The following is a 16168-nucleotide window of genomic DNA, read 5'->3' on the forward strand; positions in this document are numbered from 1 at the left end:
TTTGCCTCCTAGATCCACGATGGCATCCACATTCTCATCCGCCACTCCTGGTAGCTGATCACTTCCGCCGTGAGCACCGGATAGAAGAAGGCTGTTGCCAACACTGCCAACACCAGGACCAGAGCCACTATGTACAGTCCGGATCGTCGCCGCCAGACGGGGTCGCCGCTGCGTCCCAACACCAACCCCAACACATACGTCAGGCCCAAAACCAGGAATGGTTCGAAAGACACCGCATAGAAGATGAACATGGTGCGTTCCGGGTACATGAACCACGGAAGATAGCCGGCGGCCACTCCGGCGAGGATGGCGCCGGCGCGCCAGTCGCGACGTCCGGCCCACCAGAACAGCAGGATGGCCAGGGCGATGGTTCCACCCCACCACACCACGGGATTTCCTACCGGCAAGATGGCAGAGGAACACGTCTCAACAACGCAGCCCGGGGTCCCCTGTTTGGGGGTCTGGTAGAAGAAGGAGGTGGGGCGGCCCATGATGAGCCACGTCCACGGGCTGGACTCGTACGGATGATCGGAGCTGAGGCCCTGATGAAATTTGTAGGCCTCTAGGTGGTAGTGCGCCAGGGAGCGCACCGAGTTAGGCAGCCAATCCAGTCCGGGTGCCGGGTTGGCGGCTGCCCATTGCCGGTAGTAGGCGTCCTTCGAGAGGAACCAACCCGTCCAGCTGGCCACGTAGGTGACGGCGGCAATCGGAATGATGGTCACGAAGGCGGGGATGCCGTCCTTGATGATGCCGGCGCTGAACCAGCTCCGGATGCCTGCGATACGCCGGGCGCTCAGGTCCCACAGCACGGTCATCAGCCCGAAAGCGGCCACAAAGAACAGTGCCGACCATTTAGTCCCCACGGCCAGGCCAAGGCAAAGACCTGCAACCAGACGCCACCACCGCATGCCAAGCCACGGTCCGGCTACCAATTGGGAGGGCTTGGGGAGGCCTCCCGGCGAAGCAGCCGCTTGCGCGGCGAGCCGGGAAGCCAAGCGACGGCGGCCGTCGTCGCGATCCATTAACAGGGCGCCGAAAGCGGCCAAGATCCAGAGCGCCAGGAAGACGTCCAGCAACGACGTACGGGAGAGCACCAGATGGTGGCCGTCGATGGCCAACAGGAGTCCGGCAACGGCGCCGAGGGTGTGTGAGCGGAACAGCTTCAGTGCAATGAGCGAGACGAGGAAGACCGTCAGTGTGCCGGCCAAAGCCGCGCTGAACCGCCAGCCAAAGGGATTGTCCCCGCCGAACAGCCACATTCCGAAGGCAATCATCCACTTGCCGACGGGTGGGTGGACTACGTACTCAGGAGTGTTGAGGAGAATATCGGGGTTGCCGGCATTGAAGGAATCGTTGGCGTTGGCAGGCCAACTGCGTTCGTAGCCGCTCACCACATAGGAGTAAGCATCCTTGACGTAATACGTTTCGTCGAAAACCAGGCTGGGTGGGGCATCCAGTCGGAAGAAGCGGAGAATGCCGCCCAGGATCGCTGTGATGGTGGGGATGAGCCAGAACCATAGGCGCAAGGAAACAGGGTAATCCCGCCAGCTTTGGACACCACCGATCAGACGTTCCTTCAATGCCTGGGCAGTGTAGGCCTCGGACGGTCGGGCGATCCAACGGTGCCCCTCCAACCCGCGGCCGGGCAACGGACCACCGGTGCTGTCACTCAGGTGCGCCGCCCGCCGGGGCTGTGGCTCACTTACGGGTTTCGGCGTATCCGGCTGATCGCTGCTTCCCTCCACAGCTGAGTCTCCGGGTTCCGGGGTCGCCGGGGACGCCGCCGGGGATCCGGAAGCGGTGACAGGAACGGGCGACTGGTTCACCCGCCCATGCTACCTTTCCATCCTTGCTGCATCCTTGAACCCCGCGCGGCATTAGGCTTGGCAGGTGGACGAACAACGCAGCACCCCGGACGAGGCTCCCTTTAACGACGATCTGGAGGAGGCCGCTTCTGCTTCCGGCGCAACTCCCGGGGTGGGCAGGATTGTGCTTGCGGCAACACCCATCGGCAACGTGGGCGATGCTTCCGCGCGTTTGATTGAGCTCCTGGGCACCTCGGACATTGTGGCTGCAGAGGACACCAGGCGATTGCACCGGCTGGTGACGGCGCTCGGCGTTGAAGTCACTGGTCGGGTCATCAGCTACCACGAGCACAATGAAGTAGCCAAGACCGGTGAGCTCCTGGACCACGTGCGCGCCGGCAAGACCATCCTGATGGTCAGCGACGCCGGAATGCCGGCGGTTTCGGACCCTGGATTCCGTCTGGTGGAGGGCGCGGTTGCCGCCGGACTGACGGTCACGGCCGTTCCCGGCCCCTCTGCGGTGCTGACGGCCTTGGCGCTGTCCGGCTTGCCCACCGACCGCTTCTGCTTTGAAGGATTCCTGCCGCGAAAGTCGGGGGACAGGAACTCACGTCTGGCCGACCTCGCCGACGAACGCCGCACGATGGTCTTCTTTGAGGCCCCGCACAGGCTTGAGGTCATGTTGCGGGCACTCCATGAGCGCTTCGGGGCCGATCGCCGCGTCGCCGTGTGCCGTGAGCTGACCAAGACCTACGAAGAAGTCATTCGCGGCACGTTGCGTGAATTGCTGGAGTGGGCAGAGAACAACGAGGTCCGCGGCGAAATCGCGGTTGTGGTGGGCGGTGCGCCTGAACAGGAACCCGGCAAGCCGGAGGACCACGTGGCCGCGGTGAACGAACTCATTTCCCAGGGCATCCGGTTGAAGGAGGCCGTGGCCGCAGTGGCCGACGACGCCCGTGTCAGCAAGCGGGAGCTCTATTCGGCGGTACTGGCGGCACGCTGACGCGTGCTGTGCAGCTGCACAAAATGGCGACCATGCGGCAGTGCGTGAAGGCGTAGACACTGCTTCTCGCGGGGCAGTACCGTGGCAGTAATTCAAGCCACTTCCGGCAACGAACCCCAGTGGTGCAATTCTCCAAAGCACCCAAGACGAAGGAGTCGCCATGACTGTCACGGTTGAACGCGAAAGCGAACTGCTGGCTTCCGTCCCTACCGGCCTGCTGATCAACGGTCAGTGGCGCCCGGCCGGATCCGGAAAAACCTTTGATGTTGAGGACCCGGCAACGGGCAAGGTCCTGCTCAGCATCTCCGACGCCGGTGCTGAGGACGGCGCTGCCGCGCTCGACGCCGCCGCTGCCGCCCAGGCTGATTGGGCCCGCACCGCACCGCGCGAACGCGGCGAAATCCTGCGCCGTGCGTTCGAACTTGTCACCGAGCGTGCCGAAGACTTCGCACTGCTGATGACCCTGGAAATGGGCAAGCCCCTGGCCGAAGCCCGCGGTGAAGTCACCTACGGTGCCGAGTTCCTGCGCTGGTTCTCCGAGGAAGCCGTCCGCGTGTCCGGCCGCTATTCCGCAGCACCGGATGGCAAGAACCGCCTCCTCGTGCAGAAGAAGCCGGTGGGTCCCTGCCTGCTGATCACCCCGTGGAACTTCCCGCTGGCCATGGCCACCCGTAAGGTAGCCCCCGCCGTCGCCGCTGGTTGCACCATGGTGCTCAAGCCCGCAAACCTGACCCCGCTGACCAGCCTCCTGTTCGCCCAGGTCATGCAGGAAGCCGGCCTGCCCGCCGGTGTCCTCAACGTCATCCAGACCTCCACTGCGGGCGCCGTCACCGGCCCGCTGATCAAGGACGACCGTCTCCGCAAGATCTCCTTCACCGGCTCCACCCCGGTGGGCCAGGCGCTGATCCGCGAAGCCGCGGACAAGGTCCTGCGCACCTCCATGGAACTGGGTGGCAACGCCCCGTTCGTGGTCTTCGAAGACGCCGACCTGGACAAGGCTGTTGAAGGTGCCATCGCAGCCAAGATGCGCAACATGGGCGAGGCCTGCACCGCAGCGAACCGCTTCATTGTGCACGAGTCCATCGCTGATTCCTTCGCGGAGAAGTTCGCCGCCAAGATCGGTGCACTGACCACTGCCCGTGGCACCGAGCCGGAGTCCAAGGTTGGCCCGCTGATCGACGGCAAGGCCCGCGATGGCGTGCACGCACTGGTTTCCGAAGCCGTAGCGGGAGGTGCCACAGCAGTCACAGGTGGTGCCGCCGTCGACGGTCCCGGCTACTTCTACCAGCCCACCGTGCTGAAAAACGTCGCAGCTGACGCCCGTATCCTCCAGGAGGAGATTTTCGGGCCCGTTGCGCCGATCATCACCTTCTCCACCGAAGACGACGCCGTTCGCCTGGCCAACAACACCGAGTACGGCCTGGTTGCCTACGTCTTCACCAAGGACCTCAACCGCGGGCTTCGCATCAGCGAAAAGATCGAAACCGGCATGCTCGGCCTCAACGCCGGTGTGATCTCCAACGCCGCTGCCCCCTTCGGTGGCGTCAAGCAGTCCGGCCTGGGCCGCGAAGGCGGCTCCGAAGGCATCGAAGAGTACCTCTACACCCAGTACGTAGGTATCGCGGACCCGTACGCCGACTAGGCTGCACAGGATCCGGTCCGCCGCTCTCGCAACAAGAACGGCTGACACATGCAAAGGGCCCGGCCCCGGAATCACAAGTTCCGGCGTCGGGCCCTTTGCTGTCTGTGCGCTGAGCTAGCGGCGCTGGAGGAGCAGGCCCCTGAGCCTGCGCCACCACCGGACAATCGCCCACCCTGTGGCTTTGGCGAGCCTTCCAACCGCCCGGAACGGTGCGCCGAGCGCATGGACCCAACGCTGCATCATCGACGGCGGCAGCCAGTCAGCGCGGAAGCGCACCAACCAGCGGGCGTTGTTTCGCAACGCCTCACGGACGACGGCGATGCGGCCGGCCGCTGCCGGCGCTGCCGCCGCCGGGCGACCGTAGCGTTGCCGTTCGAAGTCCGAGGTGAGGGATGCGACTGCTGTATGTGCGGCGTCGTTGAGTCCTCCCGTATCACCCAGTGCGGTGCTGGAACGCAGCCGGGCGGAGAAATGCCTGGGCGTTTCGCTGGGCGTTGAAGGCACACCGTAATCGGTGGCCAGGTCCTGCAATTCCGCCCACGCGAGTTCAGGGGCGGGATCCTTATAGCCCGGGACGTCGGCATCATCCGGAGGCTTTCGGTTCAGTCGACGCCGCCGGAGGACCGTCCGGCTCAGCCTCGGTGACCATAGGAATCCAGCAAGCAGCAGTACCCCGGCCGCTGCCGCGCCGATCGTGGGAAGCGGGTTAGCGGTGGCCGACCCTCCGGCGGGAGTCTCCACTCCGGGTATCGGTACCGGCGCTGGCGCCGGCGGTGCAGGGGTAGTGAGGACGTCCTTCTCATCCGCGTTGGTGCTGAGGTTCCCGGGTACTGAACTTTCCATCGCGTACTCGGGAGGGACGCCACGGGACGGTGTCGGCTCGAAGGGGACCCAGCCCAGGCCCTCGAAGTACAGCTCGGGCCACGCATGGGCATCCCGGGCGTCAACCTCGTACTCAGGGAAGGAACCCTGGCCCACCAGCGCCACCGACTCGCCCGTCAGGCGGCCCGGTGCGTAGCCCACGGCGATCCTGCTGGGGATGCCTTCAGCCCGCGCCATGACCGCCATGGCGGAGGAGAAATGAACGCAGTAACCGCTCTTCACGGCGAGGAAATCAGCCAGGACCGAGAGTCCGTTGCCGTCATAACCGTTCTGCACGGGAGCTTGGAGGGAGTAAGTGAATTCTCCGGAACGCAGGTACTTTTGGATGGCCAGCGCCTTGCCGTAGTTGCTGCCGGCAGAGGCCGTGACGGAGTCGGCGGTTTGCCGCACGATGTCCGGAAGGTTGCCCGGAACCCGGAGGAAGTCCTCTGAAATGCCCTGCGGGAGGGCAGAGGCCTGGGACAGGGACTGTGCCGTGATCTTGGGGGCTGCGGAAAAAACGACGTACCGCTGCGCGCGTGTGGTGGTCTCCGTGCTCATGATGCTCAACGTCGCTGGATCCCAGGTCCAGCGCCCGTTCAGGCCGTTCACGGAGGCCGGAGCAAACGGAGCAGGGAGGTAAGGGCTGGTGAACAGGCCCGCATTGACGGAAGTCACGGCGTTGACCACCTCGCCTTGCACGGCGTACCCCGTCTCGATCCTGTCGGCCCCAACACGGCGCTCGGCGGCACGATCATCGGGCGCCCAGGTTTCGCCGTCGAAGTGGTCGATGGTAACGGACCTGAGGTACAGGGGACCGCTGGCGCTCGTTGCATAGGTGATGCGACCCGAACCGGTGGGGCTCCGGAGGCTGTTGCCCAAGGTGATCATGGGGTTGAGGCCATTGGACGTTCCCCACGGGCTCAGCCGTGAACCCTGCGGAAAGGTTCCGGTCTCGAACCCGGGAATGGCCAGGGGGACAGTCATGGTCAGAGCCAGTGCCAGCCCTCCGGTGACCACCGAGCGCTTGAACTGGCCGGCGCCACGTCCAGAACCGGACTGGAGCCTGGCATCAGGGGCGAACCAGTGGCTGCAACCGAGGATGAGCAGGTAGCCCACTGCCGCGCCGATGAATCCAGCCACTCCCACGCTCTGGGGTTTGATGGTGGCCGGGACCACCATAACCGCCAGGAGTCCAATGCCGCTGGCCGCAGGCATGGACAGGGGAACGGCCAGGGCATCGATCAGGATCACCAGGAGCCCAAGGCAGGCGCACATGACAAAGACGATCCCGGCGTTGGGGGCCACAGGTGCACTCTCGGACACCACCGTCTCGGCGGCACGTTTAATATGGCGTCCGACGGCGGCGAAGGTTCCGGTAGTGGGGATGAACCCCGCCAGACTTTCCTGGCGGCAGAAGATGAAGCTGAGCACACCGGCGAGTGAAGCAAAAGAGGCCAAAGTGGCAATCAGCGGCTGGGCACGGATTGCCCGGAGGACAGCCAACGTCAGCGCAACCACTACCACCGTGGTGACCAGCGGCATGAACCAGGCCCAGCCCCTGAGGACACCGTTCAGGGACAGTGCGGCGCCAAGTATAGCTACCACCACTGAACCTGCCATGGCCCACGGATACGGCCCAGGGCCCGGGACACGGGGCCGAGGAGGCCTACCGGATGCAGGGGTGCCGGCCGGTTTGGTAGGGACGCCGGGGGAGTTGCGGTGGGACGTAGCGGTCATCGTGGCACCGCCGCTCCACGCCGGACATCCATGGCGGCATCCGCGGCAGCTACGATGCCGCCCTCATCGAAGGATGACCAGGCAGCCGTCAACTGGGTCTTTGACGTGACAGCGGCCGCCCTCCAACCTGCGAGGCGCAAAATCTCCAGTACTTCCTCGTTGTTCCGTGACGCATCGGTCATCACCAAGGCGAACGCGTTGGCGCCGTAGCCGGCCGCCGGGGCAAGTGACCTTGCCTCGGTGAGCGACAGGTTGCCCACCAAGGCAAGCAGGGGACCGCGCAAGCGATGCGCCGAGAGCTTGTCCATCAGGCGGTCATTGAAAGGAAGGTCGGCACTTTCCGTGCCCGCCGGACCGATGTGTTCTGCGCCGTGCCTGTGTTCTGCAGTGTGCTTGAGTTCGGCATTGTGATCGGTCCGGTGGTGCTCCACCCTGACGTGCCTGGGTCCGCTCAGTTCCACGGCCGCCAGGCCTTCGGCGATGGCCTGAAGGCCGCCCGTGCCGGCAAACTCCTCCGCATCCGGGTCCGGCGCCGAGCGCGAACGGAGGAAAGCCGGGCTGCCAAAGGAGTCAAGGAGCCGCAACGAATAGTTCCGTTCCGCCAAATGCGCCGTGATGGACATCGCGGCCGTGACAACCCACTCAAAGTTGGTGCTGGTGACCAGGTCCGAATCTTCGTCGTGGCTCCCGAAGACGGACCCGGTTCCGGCGGCAAAAGCGGTGAATCTCTGGTCAAGAATGAGGGTGGCTTCCGGTGTGGTCACGGACTCCTCCTGGCGCACCATGAGCTGGCCGTGGCGGGCAGTCGCCGCCCAGTGAACGCGGCGCATGGGATCACCGTGCCGATACTCGCGGGTCATGATGTCATCGTCGCTCGGGTTGGCGCGGATGCGGGTCGCAGTGACGCCATCGTTGCCGCGCGCACCGGCAAGGCCTGTGACGGGAAGTTCGACGGCGGCCGGCGTCACGGTGAGGATATCGCCGTCGTCAATTGCATGCCGCCGCAGCGACAAGCCGAACGGGTCACTGAACTCGGCAGTCACCGGACCAATCCGGAACTGCCCACGCTTGCCGGAGCGCAGGTGATACTCATAGCGGCTGGTCCCTCCGGATGCTGACCGGGCGGGAAAACGGAAAGCGGGCGGCTCGCCGAAACGGGGAGGCAACTGCTCCTCCATGATGACGTGCCCCGTGGAATACGAAGACCGGGCAACGGCCAGGCGAACTGTGGTGGTGCTGGAGGTCTCCACCGTGGACGGGTTGAACTCCCTGTACACCTGGAATTTTGGTTTGAGCACCCGGACGCCGGCAAGCGCCACCAGCGGCAGGACAATCAAGAGAACGGACAGCGTCAGGAGATCACGCCTGCCCATGACGTAGGCGCACCCCAGAGCAAGCGCCCCGGCAGCCAAGAGTCCCCAGCCACGGTTGGTGAATAAATGCTTGGGAAGCCGATCCATGAGCGCCATTCCGGCATGTCTCCTAAACGCTGTGCCTGTCCCTGCCCCACGCGCCCGGAGGTTCCTGGGCAACGGGCAGGGAAGCGAAGATGCCCCGGAGAATGCTCTGCGGGGTATCGCCCGAACTCGCAGCCTTGCGGTCCAGGATGATGCGGTGGGCCAGCACCGATTCGGCTACGTCCACTACGTCATCCGGAAGGACAAAATCGCGACCGTCCAGTGCTGCCGTGGCCTTGGCCGCACGCAGCAGCTGCAGCAAGGACCGCGGGCTGGCTCCAAGGCGAAGGCGGGCGCTGTCCCGGGTGGCCCGTCCGATGGCCACGGTGTACTCCTTAATGGCTGCGGAGACGTAGACCTGCTGGACGGTGGCGATCATGGCGGCCACATCAGCGGCCGTGACCACGGGAGTCACCTTGGTCAAGGGTGAAGACGCCTGATGAGTCTCCAGCATCTCGATCTCTGCGTCCTTGTCCGGGTAACCCATGGAGATCCTGGCCATGAAACGGTCCCGCTGTGCTTCGGGCAGCGGGTACGTGCCTTCCATTTCGATGGGATTCTGTGTAGCTACCACCATGAACGGCAAACCCAGCTGGTACGAATGCCCATCCACAGTCACCTGATGCTCTTCCATACATTCGAGGAGCGCGGACTGGGTTTTGGCCGAAGCCCGGTTGATTTCGTCACCGATGACGATGTTCGCGAACACGGCGCCGGGCCGGAACTCGAACTGCCGGGACGACTGGTTATAGATGGACACTCCGGTCACATCGGAGGGCAGCAGGTCCGGGGTGAACTGGATGCGGGACACCGTGCAGTCCACAGTGCGGGCCAGCGTCTTCGCAAGCAGGGTCTTGCCGACGCCCGGCACATCCTCCAACAGGAGATGGCCCTGTGCCAGCAGTACGGTGAGGGCAAGCTTCGCGGCATCGGCTTTTCCGTCGATGACCTTATTGATGGAGCCAAGGATGCGTTCGCTGGCATCGTGGAACCGTTCCGCATCCATGACGTGCGGCCTATGCCCGTTGAGCCCCGCGCCGTCACGTGGCAGGGGACTGTAATCCTCGCCCTGAACAGGAGAAGGTTCAACGGTGACTTGTCGCTTGGACTCCATGGATTGCCCTTCAGCCGTGGCCTCGGCAGCAGCTGTCTTCGCTGAGCGCTGCTGGTGTTGGCCGCTTGTCCGTTCCAGACTACCCAGACTTTGGCCCGCGCTAACATACTGCTCCGGAATTTATGTTCCGCTGGGAATTTACCGTGTAGTCGTCCTGCGCCGCCCAAGGAGGACCGCGGTCCGATTAAGGTGGAAGCATGTGCAATTCCCTCGCCCCCGCACCCTACCGGGCGCCCGCCGGCGCAGCAGACGAAAAAGAGTCGCGCCGGGAGTACCCGCCAGCGCCCGAACCCCTGCCCGTACCCGTGATGGACAATCACACGCATCTGGACTTCAGGCACGGCCTGATAGAGGTCTCGGTCCGGGACGCGATGGACTCCGCGGAAGCCGTGGGTGTCCAGGGCGCTGTCCAAGTGGGGTGCGACCTCGAATCGTCACGATTCACGGTACAAGCGGTGGAAGCTGATCCCCGGCTGCTCGGAGCCGTAGCACTTCACCCCAACGATGCCCCCGATTACGCGGCCCGCGGTGAACTGGAATCGGCACTCGCTGAAATCGAGGCGCTGGCCGGCCATCCGCGGATCCGGGCCATCGGCGAGACCGGGCTGGACTTCTTCCGGACCCACGGCGAGGGATTGGCCCATCAGCGGTACTCCTTCCGGCGCCACATCGACATCGCCAAACGGCTCGGGCTGACGCTCCAGATTCACGACCGCGACGCTCACGACGACGTTGTGCAGGTCCTCCGGGAGGAAGGCGCACCGGACCGCGTGGTTTTCCACTGCTTCTCAGGAGATGAGGAACTCGCCCGGATCTGTAACCAGAACGGCTGGTACATGTCGTTCGCCGGCACCATGACCTTCAAGAACGCAGGGAATCTCCGCGCCGCCCTGGCCATTGCCGAGCCAAGCAGGATCCTGGTGGAAACCGATTCGCCGTTCCTCACGCCGCATCCCCACCGCGGAAGGCCAAATGCGAGCTATATGGTTCCCTACACGGTCCGCTCCATGGCGGACGTGACAGAAGATGACTTGTCCGAGCTATGCTCGCGATTGGCCGAAAACACCCTGAATGCCTACGGATCCTGGGCCTAGGCCGCCCTCTTTGCACACCGGCGGAGCCGACTGCGTGGATACCCGGTATGCACCTTTCTTGGTTCGTTTATAACGGATCGGTTACTGTGTTAAACAAGTAGCCGGGGTCGGGGAAGGCCTTCGGACAACTGTTCCGGATAATTTCGGGGCAATAAGTTGAATGTTTTTTGGCGGCGCAGATGCCGGCAGCAAAGGTGGGACCAGGCTTTTTGCCTGGCCCTCCGTTTTTGCGGTCGGCATTACTTTTGCGCTTTTCCCCGTGCCCGGATGGTCTGAGAGTAATGGGCGATCGTGATCAAGTTCTTCACAACGGATGGCAAGTTCAGCTTCCTCAAAGTAGGTACCCAGTTGCTGGTAGTCGCAGCGCTGGTAGTTGGTGTCGTGGCATTTGTCGGCAACAACAAGACCGTCACCCTCAACGTGGACGGCAAAGTGAGCTCCATCCAGACCTTCGGCGGCACTGTTGACCAAGTGGTCAAAGCAGCCAAGGTCGAGTTGAAGGACGCGGACCGCGTTTCGCCGGCTCTCGACGCACGGGTCGACAACGGATCCGTAGTGAACGTCAACCTGGCCAAGGCCGTGTCCATTGAACTGGACGGCGCCCGGAAGACGGTGAACACCACCGCCCCTGACGTTGCAGGACTGGTGACCGAACTCGGTGTAGCGAGCTCCTCCGAGATCTCCCAGCCCAAAGAGGCATCCTTGGAAGTGACCGGCTCCTTCGTTTCCATCTCCACGCCCAAGACCATCAGCGTGGTGGCAGACGGCAAGGACACCAGCACCACCACGACGGCGACCGACGTCGCCACCGTGCTCAAAGACACCGGAATTACCGTTGGCGCCAACGACCACATCTCCCAGCCGGGCAACGCACCCATCGTCCAGGACATGGTGATCAAGGTCTCCCGCGTGGACACCAGCAAGACCGCCGAAGCCACCGAAGAAGTTCCCTTCGAAAGCGTGAAGAGCGATAGTGCCGAGCTCTTCAAGGGCGAAGAGAAGGTGACCCAGGAAGGCGTCGCAGGATCCCTGGTCAAGACGTTCAAGCTGGTCCTCGTGGACGGCCGCGAAGCGTCGCGCACCTTGGTCTCCAGCAACGTAGCCACCCAGCCGGTAGCCGAGAAGATTAGCGTCGGTACCAAGGCCCGCCCCGTCCCGGCTCCCACCCCCCAGGCAGCAGCCGCAGCCCCCGCAGCCAGCGGCCCCACCGGCGCTCCGAACGAAGCCATGTGGGACAGGATTGCCCAGTGTGAATCGGGTGGAAACTGGTCCATCAACACCGGCAACGGCTACTACGGCGGCCTGCAGTTCTCCAGCCCCACCTGGCTTGCCAACGGTGGTGGAGCCTACGCTCCCAACGCCAGCCTTGCCACCAAAGCACAGCAGATCGAGATCGCCAACCGTCTCTACGCCAAGAACGGCCTCAGCGACTGGGGCTGCGCCCACGCGGCCTGACCCCGCACAGGCGATACGATACCTAGGTGACTGAACCGAATTCCGAACCCGCCGCCGTCGCGCCTTTGATGGGCGCCACAGATATCCGACGGCTCGCCGAGGAAATCGGTGTACGCCCCACAAAAACCCTGGGGCAGAACTTTGTGATCGACGGCAACACGATCCGCAGGATCGTGGCCGCCGCCGCCATTGGCGATGATGAAACCGTGTTGGAGGTAGGCCCGGGGCTGGGCTCCCTGACCCTGGGTTTGCTGGACGCGGCCAAAGCTGTCGTCGCTGTCGAAATCGACCCCGTGTTGGCAGAAAAGCTGCCGGAGACCGTGCGCGCCTGGCGGCCCGGGGCGGAAGAGAACTTCCACCTGGTGCTGTCCGACGCCATGAAGGTCACCGAACTGCCTCTGCCTCCCACAGCGTTGGTGGCCAACCTGCCCTACAACGTGGCTGTTCCGGTGGTGCTTCACCTCCTGCAGCACTTCCCAAGCCTCCAGCATGGCCTGGTCATGGTGCAGGATGAGGTTGCCGACCGCCTAGCCGCAACACCTGGTTCCAAGATCTACGGAGTCCCGTCGGTCAAGGCGGCCTGGTACGGGCACATGCGCAAAGCCGGTGTCATTGGCATGAACGTGTTCTGGCCTGCGCCGAAAATCCATTCCGGCCTGGTTGCCTTCACCCGGCACGACCCCCCGGAAACGCATGCAACCCGTGAGCAGGTCTTCGCCGTCATTGATGCTGCCTTCGCGCAACGGCGGAAAACACTTCGTGCCGCACTTGCCGGTTGGGCCGGGAGCGCCTCGGAAGCTGAGCGATGCCTCGTGGCCGCCGGCGTTGACCCTACGGCGCGCGGCGAGGTCCTGGACATCAATGCCTATGTCAAGATCGCCGAAGCCCGCCACCCAGTGGACGCATGAACCCGGGTAACCGCAAGCCAAGCAGCCTCCCGTTCGTGGGGGAGCGCTTCCATGCCCGCACAGTCCGCGTCAAAGCCCCGGGCAAGGTCAACGTCTCCCTGAGCGTCGGGCCGTTGCGGCCCGATGGATACCACTCGGTAGCCAGCGTGTACCTCGCCGTTTCCCTGTACGAGGAAGTGGCAGCCACCAGCACAGAGGCGCCAGGAATCACTGTCAGCATCAGCCCGGACAGCACACTGGACCTGGACGGCGTGGACATCCCCCTGGACGAGCGCAATCTGGCGTACAAGGCTGCAGCCATCATGGCTGAAATGTCAGAGAAGCCAACCGGCGTGCACCTGGAAATCACCAAGCGTGTGCCCGTGGCCGGTGGCATGGGCGGCGGTTCTGCCGATGCCGCAGCCACCCTGTTGGCCTGCGATGCACTCTGGAATAGTGGTCTTTCACGCGAGGAACTCGCGCACCTGGCCGCCGAGTTGGGCGCAGACGTGCCGTTCTCGCTCCTGGGAGGCACCGCCGTCGGGCTTGGCGTGGGAGACAAACTCTCGCCGGCCCTGGCCAAGGCCCAAATGGATTGGGTGCTGGTTTTTGCCGACTACGGGTTGTCCACACCTGACGTGTTCCGCACGCTTGACGGACTTCGGGATTCGGAAGGCGTCGAGATTCCAGAGCCCGTTGACGTGGATCCCACCATCCTCCAGGCCCTGCGTAAGGGTGACCCTGAGACCCTCAGCCGCGTGCTGATCAACGATCTCCAGCGGGCATCCATCACACTCGCGCCCCAACTTCGCGACACCATAGGACTGGGTGAAGCACGAGGCGCCCTTGCCGGCATGGTCTCAGGCTCGGGACCAACCATCGCACTCCTGGCCCGGGATTCCGTCTCAGCCAGCGTTCTTGCCGAAGAGCTGACTCACCGTGGACACAATGCCCTGGCCGTTCACGGTCCTGTGCCCGGCGCCCGGATCATCTCCGATACCCTCCTTTAGTACCTCCGCATTCCAGCAGTAGAAAGTAGTACCCATTGGCCCACCTGCTTGGCGGCGAAAACCTCACCGTTTCGTTCGCGACCCGCACTGTCCTCGACGGCGTCACCCTCGGCTTGGAAGATGGCGACCGCATCGGCATGGTGGGGCGCAACGGCGACGGTAAATCGACGCTCATGCGTCTGCTCGCCTTGCGCTCGACGCCGGACTCCGGTCGCGTCACCAAACGCGGGGACGTCAACGTCGGCTACCTGGACCAGGGCGACGTGCTCGACGGCGACCTGACAGTAGGCGCTGCGATCGTCGGCGACCGCGCGGACCACGAATGGGCGGCCAACGCCAAGATCCGCGAAGTCATGGGCGGACTGGTAGGCGACGTCGACTGGCACGCCAACGTCCACGCGCTGTCCGGTGGACAGAAACGCCGCGTAGCACTTGCCAAGCTCCTCATCGAAGACCACGACGTCATCATGCTGGACGAACCCACCAACCACCTCGACGTCGAAGGCGTCGCCTGGCTGGCCCGGCACCTCAAGACACGCTGGCGCGCCAACCAGGGCGCGTTCCTGGTGGTCACCCACGACCGCTGGTTCCTCGACGAAGTCTGCAACTACACCTGGGAAGTCCACGACGCCATGGTGGACATGTTCGACGGCGGGTACGCCGCGTACGTTTTGGCGCGCGCCGAGCGCGACCGCATGGCCGCCGTCGTCGAAGGTAAACGTCAGCAGCTCGTCAAAAAGGAACTAGCGTGGCTTCGGCGTGGTGCGCCGGCCCGAACTGCCAAGCCCAAGTTCCGGATCGAAGCTGCCAACGACCTCATTGCCGACGTACCCGATCCCCGCGACTCCGTAGCCCTCAGCAAAATGGCCACCGCGCGCCTGGGCAAGGACGTTCTGGACCTCGAAAACGTGACGCTGGACTTCGAGGGCGGCGAAACCGGGCAGAAGCTGTTCGACAACATCACCCTGCGACTGGCGCCGGGCGAAAGACTTGGCCTGGTGGGCGTCAACGGAGCCGGGAAGTCCACGCTCCTCAAGCTGCTGAACGGTGAAATCCAGCCGAGCTCCGGCAAGGTCAAGCGGGGCAAGACCGTGGTCACCGCCGTGCTCACCCAAGACGTCAAAGAGCTGGACGAAGTATCGGACCTGCGCGTCATCGAGGTCATCGAACGGGAAAAGCGGTCCTTCAGCGTGGGCGGCAAGGAATTCACCGCGGGCCAGCTCGTGGAACAACTCGGTTTCACCAAAGAAAAGCAGTGGACCCCCGTCAGCGACCTCTCCGGCGGTGAGCGGCGGCGACTCCAGCTCCTGCGCCTGCTTGTGGGGGAGCCCAACGTCCTCATGCTCGACGAACCCACCAACGACCTCGACACCGACACCCTTGCCGCCGTCGAAGACGTCCTGGACGGCTGGCCCGGAACGCTGGTGGTCGTCAGCCACGACCGCTACCTCCTGGAACGCGTCACCGACAACCAGATGGCTCTCCTGGGAGACGGCAAACTCCGCGGCCTGCCCGGCGGCGTGGACCAGTACCTCGAACTGCGCGAAGCTGCACTGGCCTCGGGCGCCGTTGGGGGCGGCTCCGGCGCTCCGACCGCCGCCACCGGCTCCGCCGCTCCATCCGGTGCCAGCGAAGCCGAAAAGCGCGAAGCCCGCAAGGACCTTAACAGGATCGACCGCCAACTGGGCAAGATCTCCCAGCAGGAAGAAAAGCTCCACACCCAGATGGCCGCCAAATCCGAATCCGGCGACTTCGATGCCTTGGGGGAGCTCAACGCCAAGCTGCAGGAGTTGCTCGAGGAGAAAGAGGGCCTGGAGCTGGAATGGCTGGAGGCCGCCGAAGTCCTCGGCGAATAGGGGTGCTGCGGCCCGACAGTGCCGCTTCGCCGTCGCTTAGCGGTGGTCAGCGCCGTTTCGGCGTCGCTTAGACCCGGCGCATAGGGGCTCCTGCGGTCGCGGGGCGACCTGCGTTTCCCGATGCGCCGCGATGCGCTCCTACGCGAAACGCCACTGACGATTACCAACCCTCTCTCACATCCCTCGGGGTTTGGGGTGGATCCTCTCTCACATCCCCGTCGGGGTTTGGGGTGGATCCTCTCTC

The 16168-nt window shown here is 64.2% G+C and carries 11 protein-coding genes; 7 read left to right on the top strand and 4 right to left on the bottom strand.

Annotated features, from left to right (window positions below; all coding sequences use genetic code 11):
- Window positions 1-8: 8 nt before the first annotated feature.
- Window positions 9-1826 (bottom strand): dolichyl-phosphate-mannose--protein mannosyltransferase, encoded by a 1818-nt coding sequence (locus tag ARUE_RS06350; RefSeq protein ID WP_014921129.1) that lies wholly within the window; start codon window positions 1824-1826, stop codon window positions 9-11.
- A gap of 112 nt (window positions 1827-1938) precedes the next feature.
- Between ARUE_RS06350 and rsmI the strand changes: the two genes are divergently transcribed.
- Together rsmI and ARUE_RS06360 are read left to right on the top strand one after the other, a co-directional pair.
- The gene (gene rsmI, locus ARUE_RS06355) at window positions 1939-2808 is read left to right on the top strand and encodes a 16S rRNA (cytidine(1402)-2'-O)-methyltransferase (RefSeq protein WP_187329952.1); all 870 of its coding nucleotides are present in this window, start codon (window positions 1939-1941) and stop codon (window positions 2806-2808) included.
- A 160-nt stretch (window positions 2809-2968) separates the two neighbouring features.
- The gene (locus ARUE_RS06360; protein ID WP_011774060.1) at window positions 2969-4450 is read left to right on the top strand and encodes an NAD-dependent succinate-semialdehyde dehydrogenase; all 1482 of its coding nucleotides are present in this window, start codon (window positions 2969-2971) and stop codon (window positions 4448-4450) included.
- Between the two features lie 114 nt (window positions 4451-4564).
- Here the strand turns inward: ARUE_RS06360 and ARUE_RS06365 are convergent, their stop codons facing one another.
- Genes ARUE_RS06365 through ARUE_RS06375 form a run of 3 tightly spaced genes read right to left on the bottom strand, consistent with a single transcriptional unit; the run spans window position 4565 to window position 9622 of the window.
- Entirely contained in the window at window positions 4565-7051 is a 2487-nt protein-coding gene (locus ARUE_RS06365) for a transglutaminase TgpA family protein (RefSeq protein ID WP_014921130.1), read from the bottom strand.
- Window positions 7048-8520, bottom strand: coding sequence for a DUF58 domain-containing protein (locus ARUE_RS06370; RefSeq protein ID WP_014921131.1), 1473 nt, complete (start codon window positions 8518-8520; stop codon window positions 7048-7050). The genes ARUE_RS06365 and ARUE_RS06370 overlap by 4 nt, the downstream gene beginning before the upstream one ends.
- A 13-nt stretch (window positions 8521-8533) precedes the next feature.
- Window positions 8534-9622 (bottom strand): AAA family ATPase, encoded by a 1089-nt coding sequence (locus ARUE_RS06375; RefSeq protein WP_011774063.1) that lies wholly within the window; start codon window positions 9620-9622, stop codon window positions 8534-8536.
- A 197-nt stretch (window positions 9623-9819) separates the two neighbouring features.
- Here ARUE_RS06375 and ARUE_RS06380 point away from each other — a divergent pair, with 197 nt between their 5' ends.
- The 5 genes from ARUE_RS06380 to ARUE_RS06400 all read left to right on the top strand — a co-directional run bounded on the left by ARUE_RS06380 (window position 9820) and on the right by ARUE_RS06400 (window position 15924).
- Window positions 9820-10716 carry a TatD family hydrolase gene (locus tag ARUE_RS06380; RefSeq protein WP_014921132.1) on the top strand — a complete coding sequence of 299 codons (897 nt, stop codon included), beginning with the start codon at window positions 9820-9822 and terminating at the stop codon, window positions 10714-10716.
- 291 nt (window positions 10717-11007) lie between these two features.
- A complete protein-coding gene (locus ARUE_RS06385) occupies window positions 11008-12171 on the top strand; it encodes a resuscitation-promoting factor (protein WP_014921133.1) in 1164 nt (387 codons plus the stop codon).
- A 26-nt stretch (window positions 12172-12197) separates the two neighbouring features.
- Window positions 12198-13079, top strand: a complete 882-nt coding sequence (gene rsmA, locus ARUE_RS06390) for a 16S rRNA (adenine(1518)-N(6)/adenine(1519)-N(6))-dimethyltransferase RsmA (protein WP_014921134.1) — start codon at window positions 12198-12200, stop codon at window positions 13077-13079.
- Window positions 13076-14068, top strand: a complete 993-nt coding sequence (locus ARUE_RS06395) for a 4-(cytidine 5'-diphospho)-2-C-methyl-D-erythritol kinase (RefSeq protein WP_014921135.1) — start codon at window positions 13076-13078, stop codon at window positions 14066-14068. Before rsmA ends, ARUE_RS06395 begins: the two co-directional genes overlap by 4 nt.
- A 35-nt stretch (window positions 14069-14103) precedes the next feature.
- The gene (locus ARUE_RS06400) at window positions 14104-15924 is read left to right on the top strand and encodes an ABC-F family ATP-binding cassette domain-containing protein (RefSeq protein WP_011774068.1); all 1821 of its coding nucleotides are present in this window, start codon (window positions 14104-14106) and stop codon (window positions 15922-15924) included.
- The last annotated feature ends 244 nt before the right edge of the window (window positions 15925-16168 follow it).

The organism is Arthrobacter sp. Rue61a (assembly GCF_000294695.2).
GTDB classification, from domain to species: domain Bacteria; phylum Actinomycetota; class Actinomycetes; order Actinomycetales; family Micrococcaceae; genus Arthrobacter; species Arthrobacter aurescens_A.

What these genes read in the sequence shown, in the direction of transcription:
- ARUE_RS06360 (WP_011774060.1), top strand. Translation starts at nt 2,969, where the DNA reads ATGACTGTCACGGTTGAACGCGAAAGCGAACTGCTGGCTTCCGTCCCT.
- ARUE_RS06375 (WP_011774063.1), bottom strand. Translation starts at nt 9,622, where the DNA reads ATGGAGTCCAAGCGACAAGTCACCGTTGAACCTTCTCCTGTTCAGGGC.
- ARUE_RS06370 (WP_014921131.1), bottom strand. Translation starts at nt 8,520, where the DNA reads ATGGCGCTCATGGATCGGCTTCCCAAGCATTTATTCACCAACCGTGGC.
- ARUE_RS06365 (WP_014921130.1), bottom strand. Translation starts at nt 7,051, where the DNA reads ATGACCGCTACGTCCCACCGCAACTCCCCCGGCGTCCCTACCAAACCG.
- ARUE_RS06380 (WP_014921132.1), top strand. Translation starts at nt 9,820, where the DNA reads ATGTGCAATTCCCTCGCCCCCGCACCCTACCGGGCGCCCGCCGGCGCA.
- ARUE_RS06395 (WP_014921135.1), top strand. Translation starts at nt 13,076, where the DNA reads ATGAACCCGGGTAACCGCAAGCCAAGCAGCCTCCCGTTCGTGGGGGAG.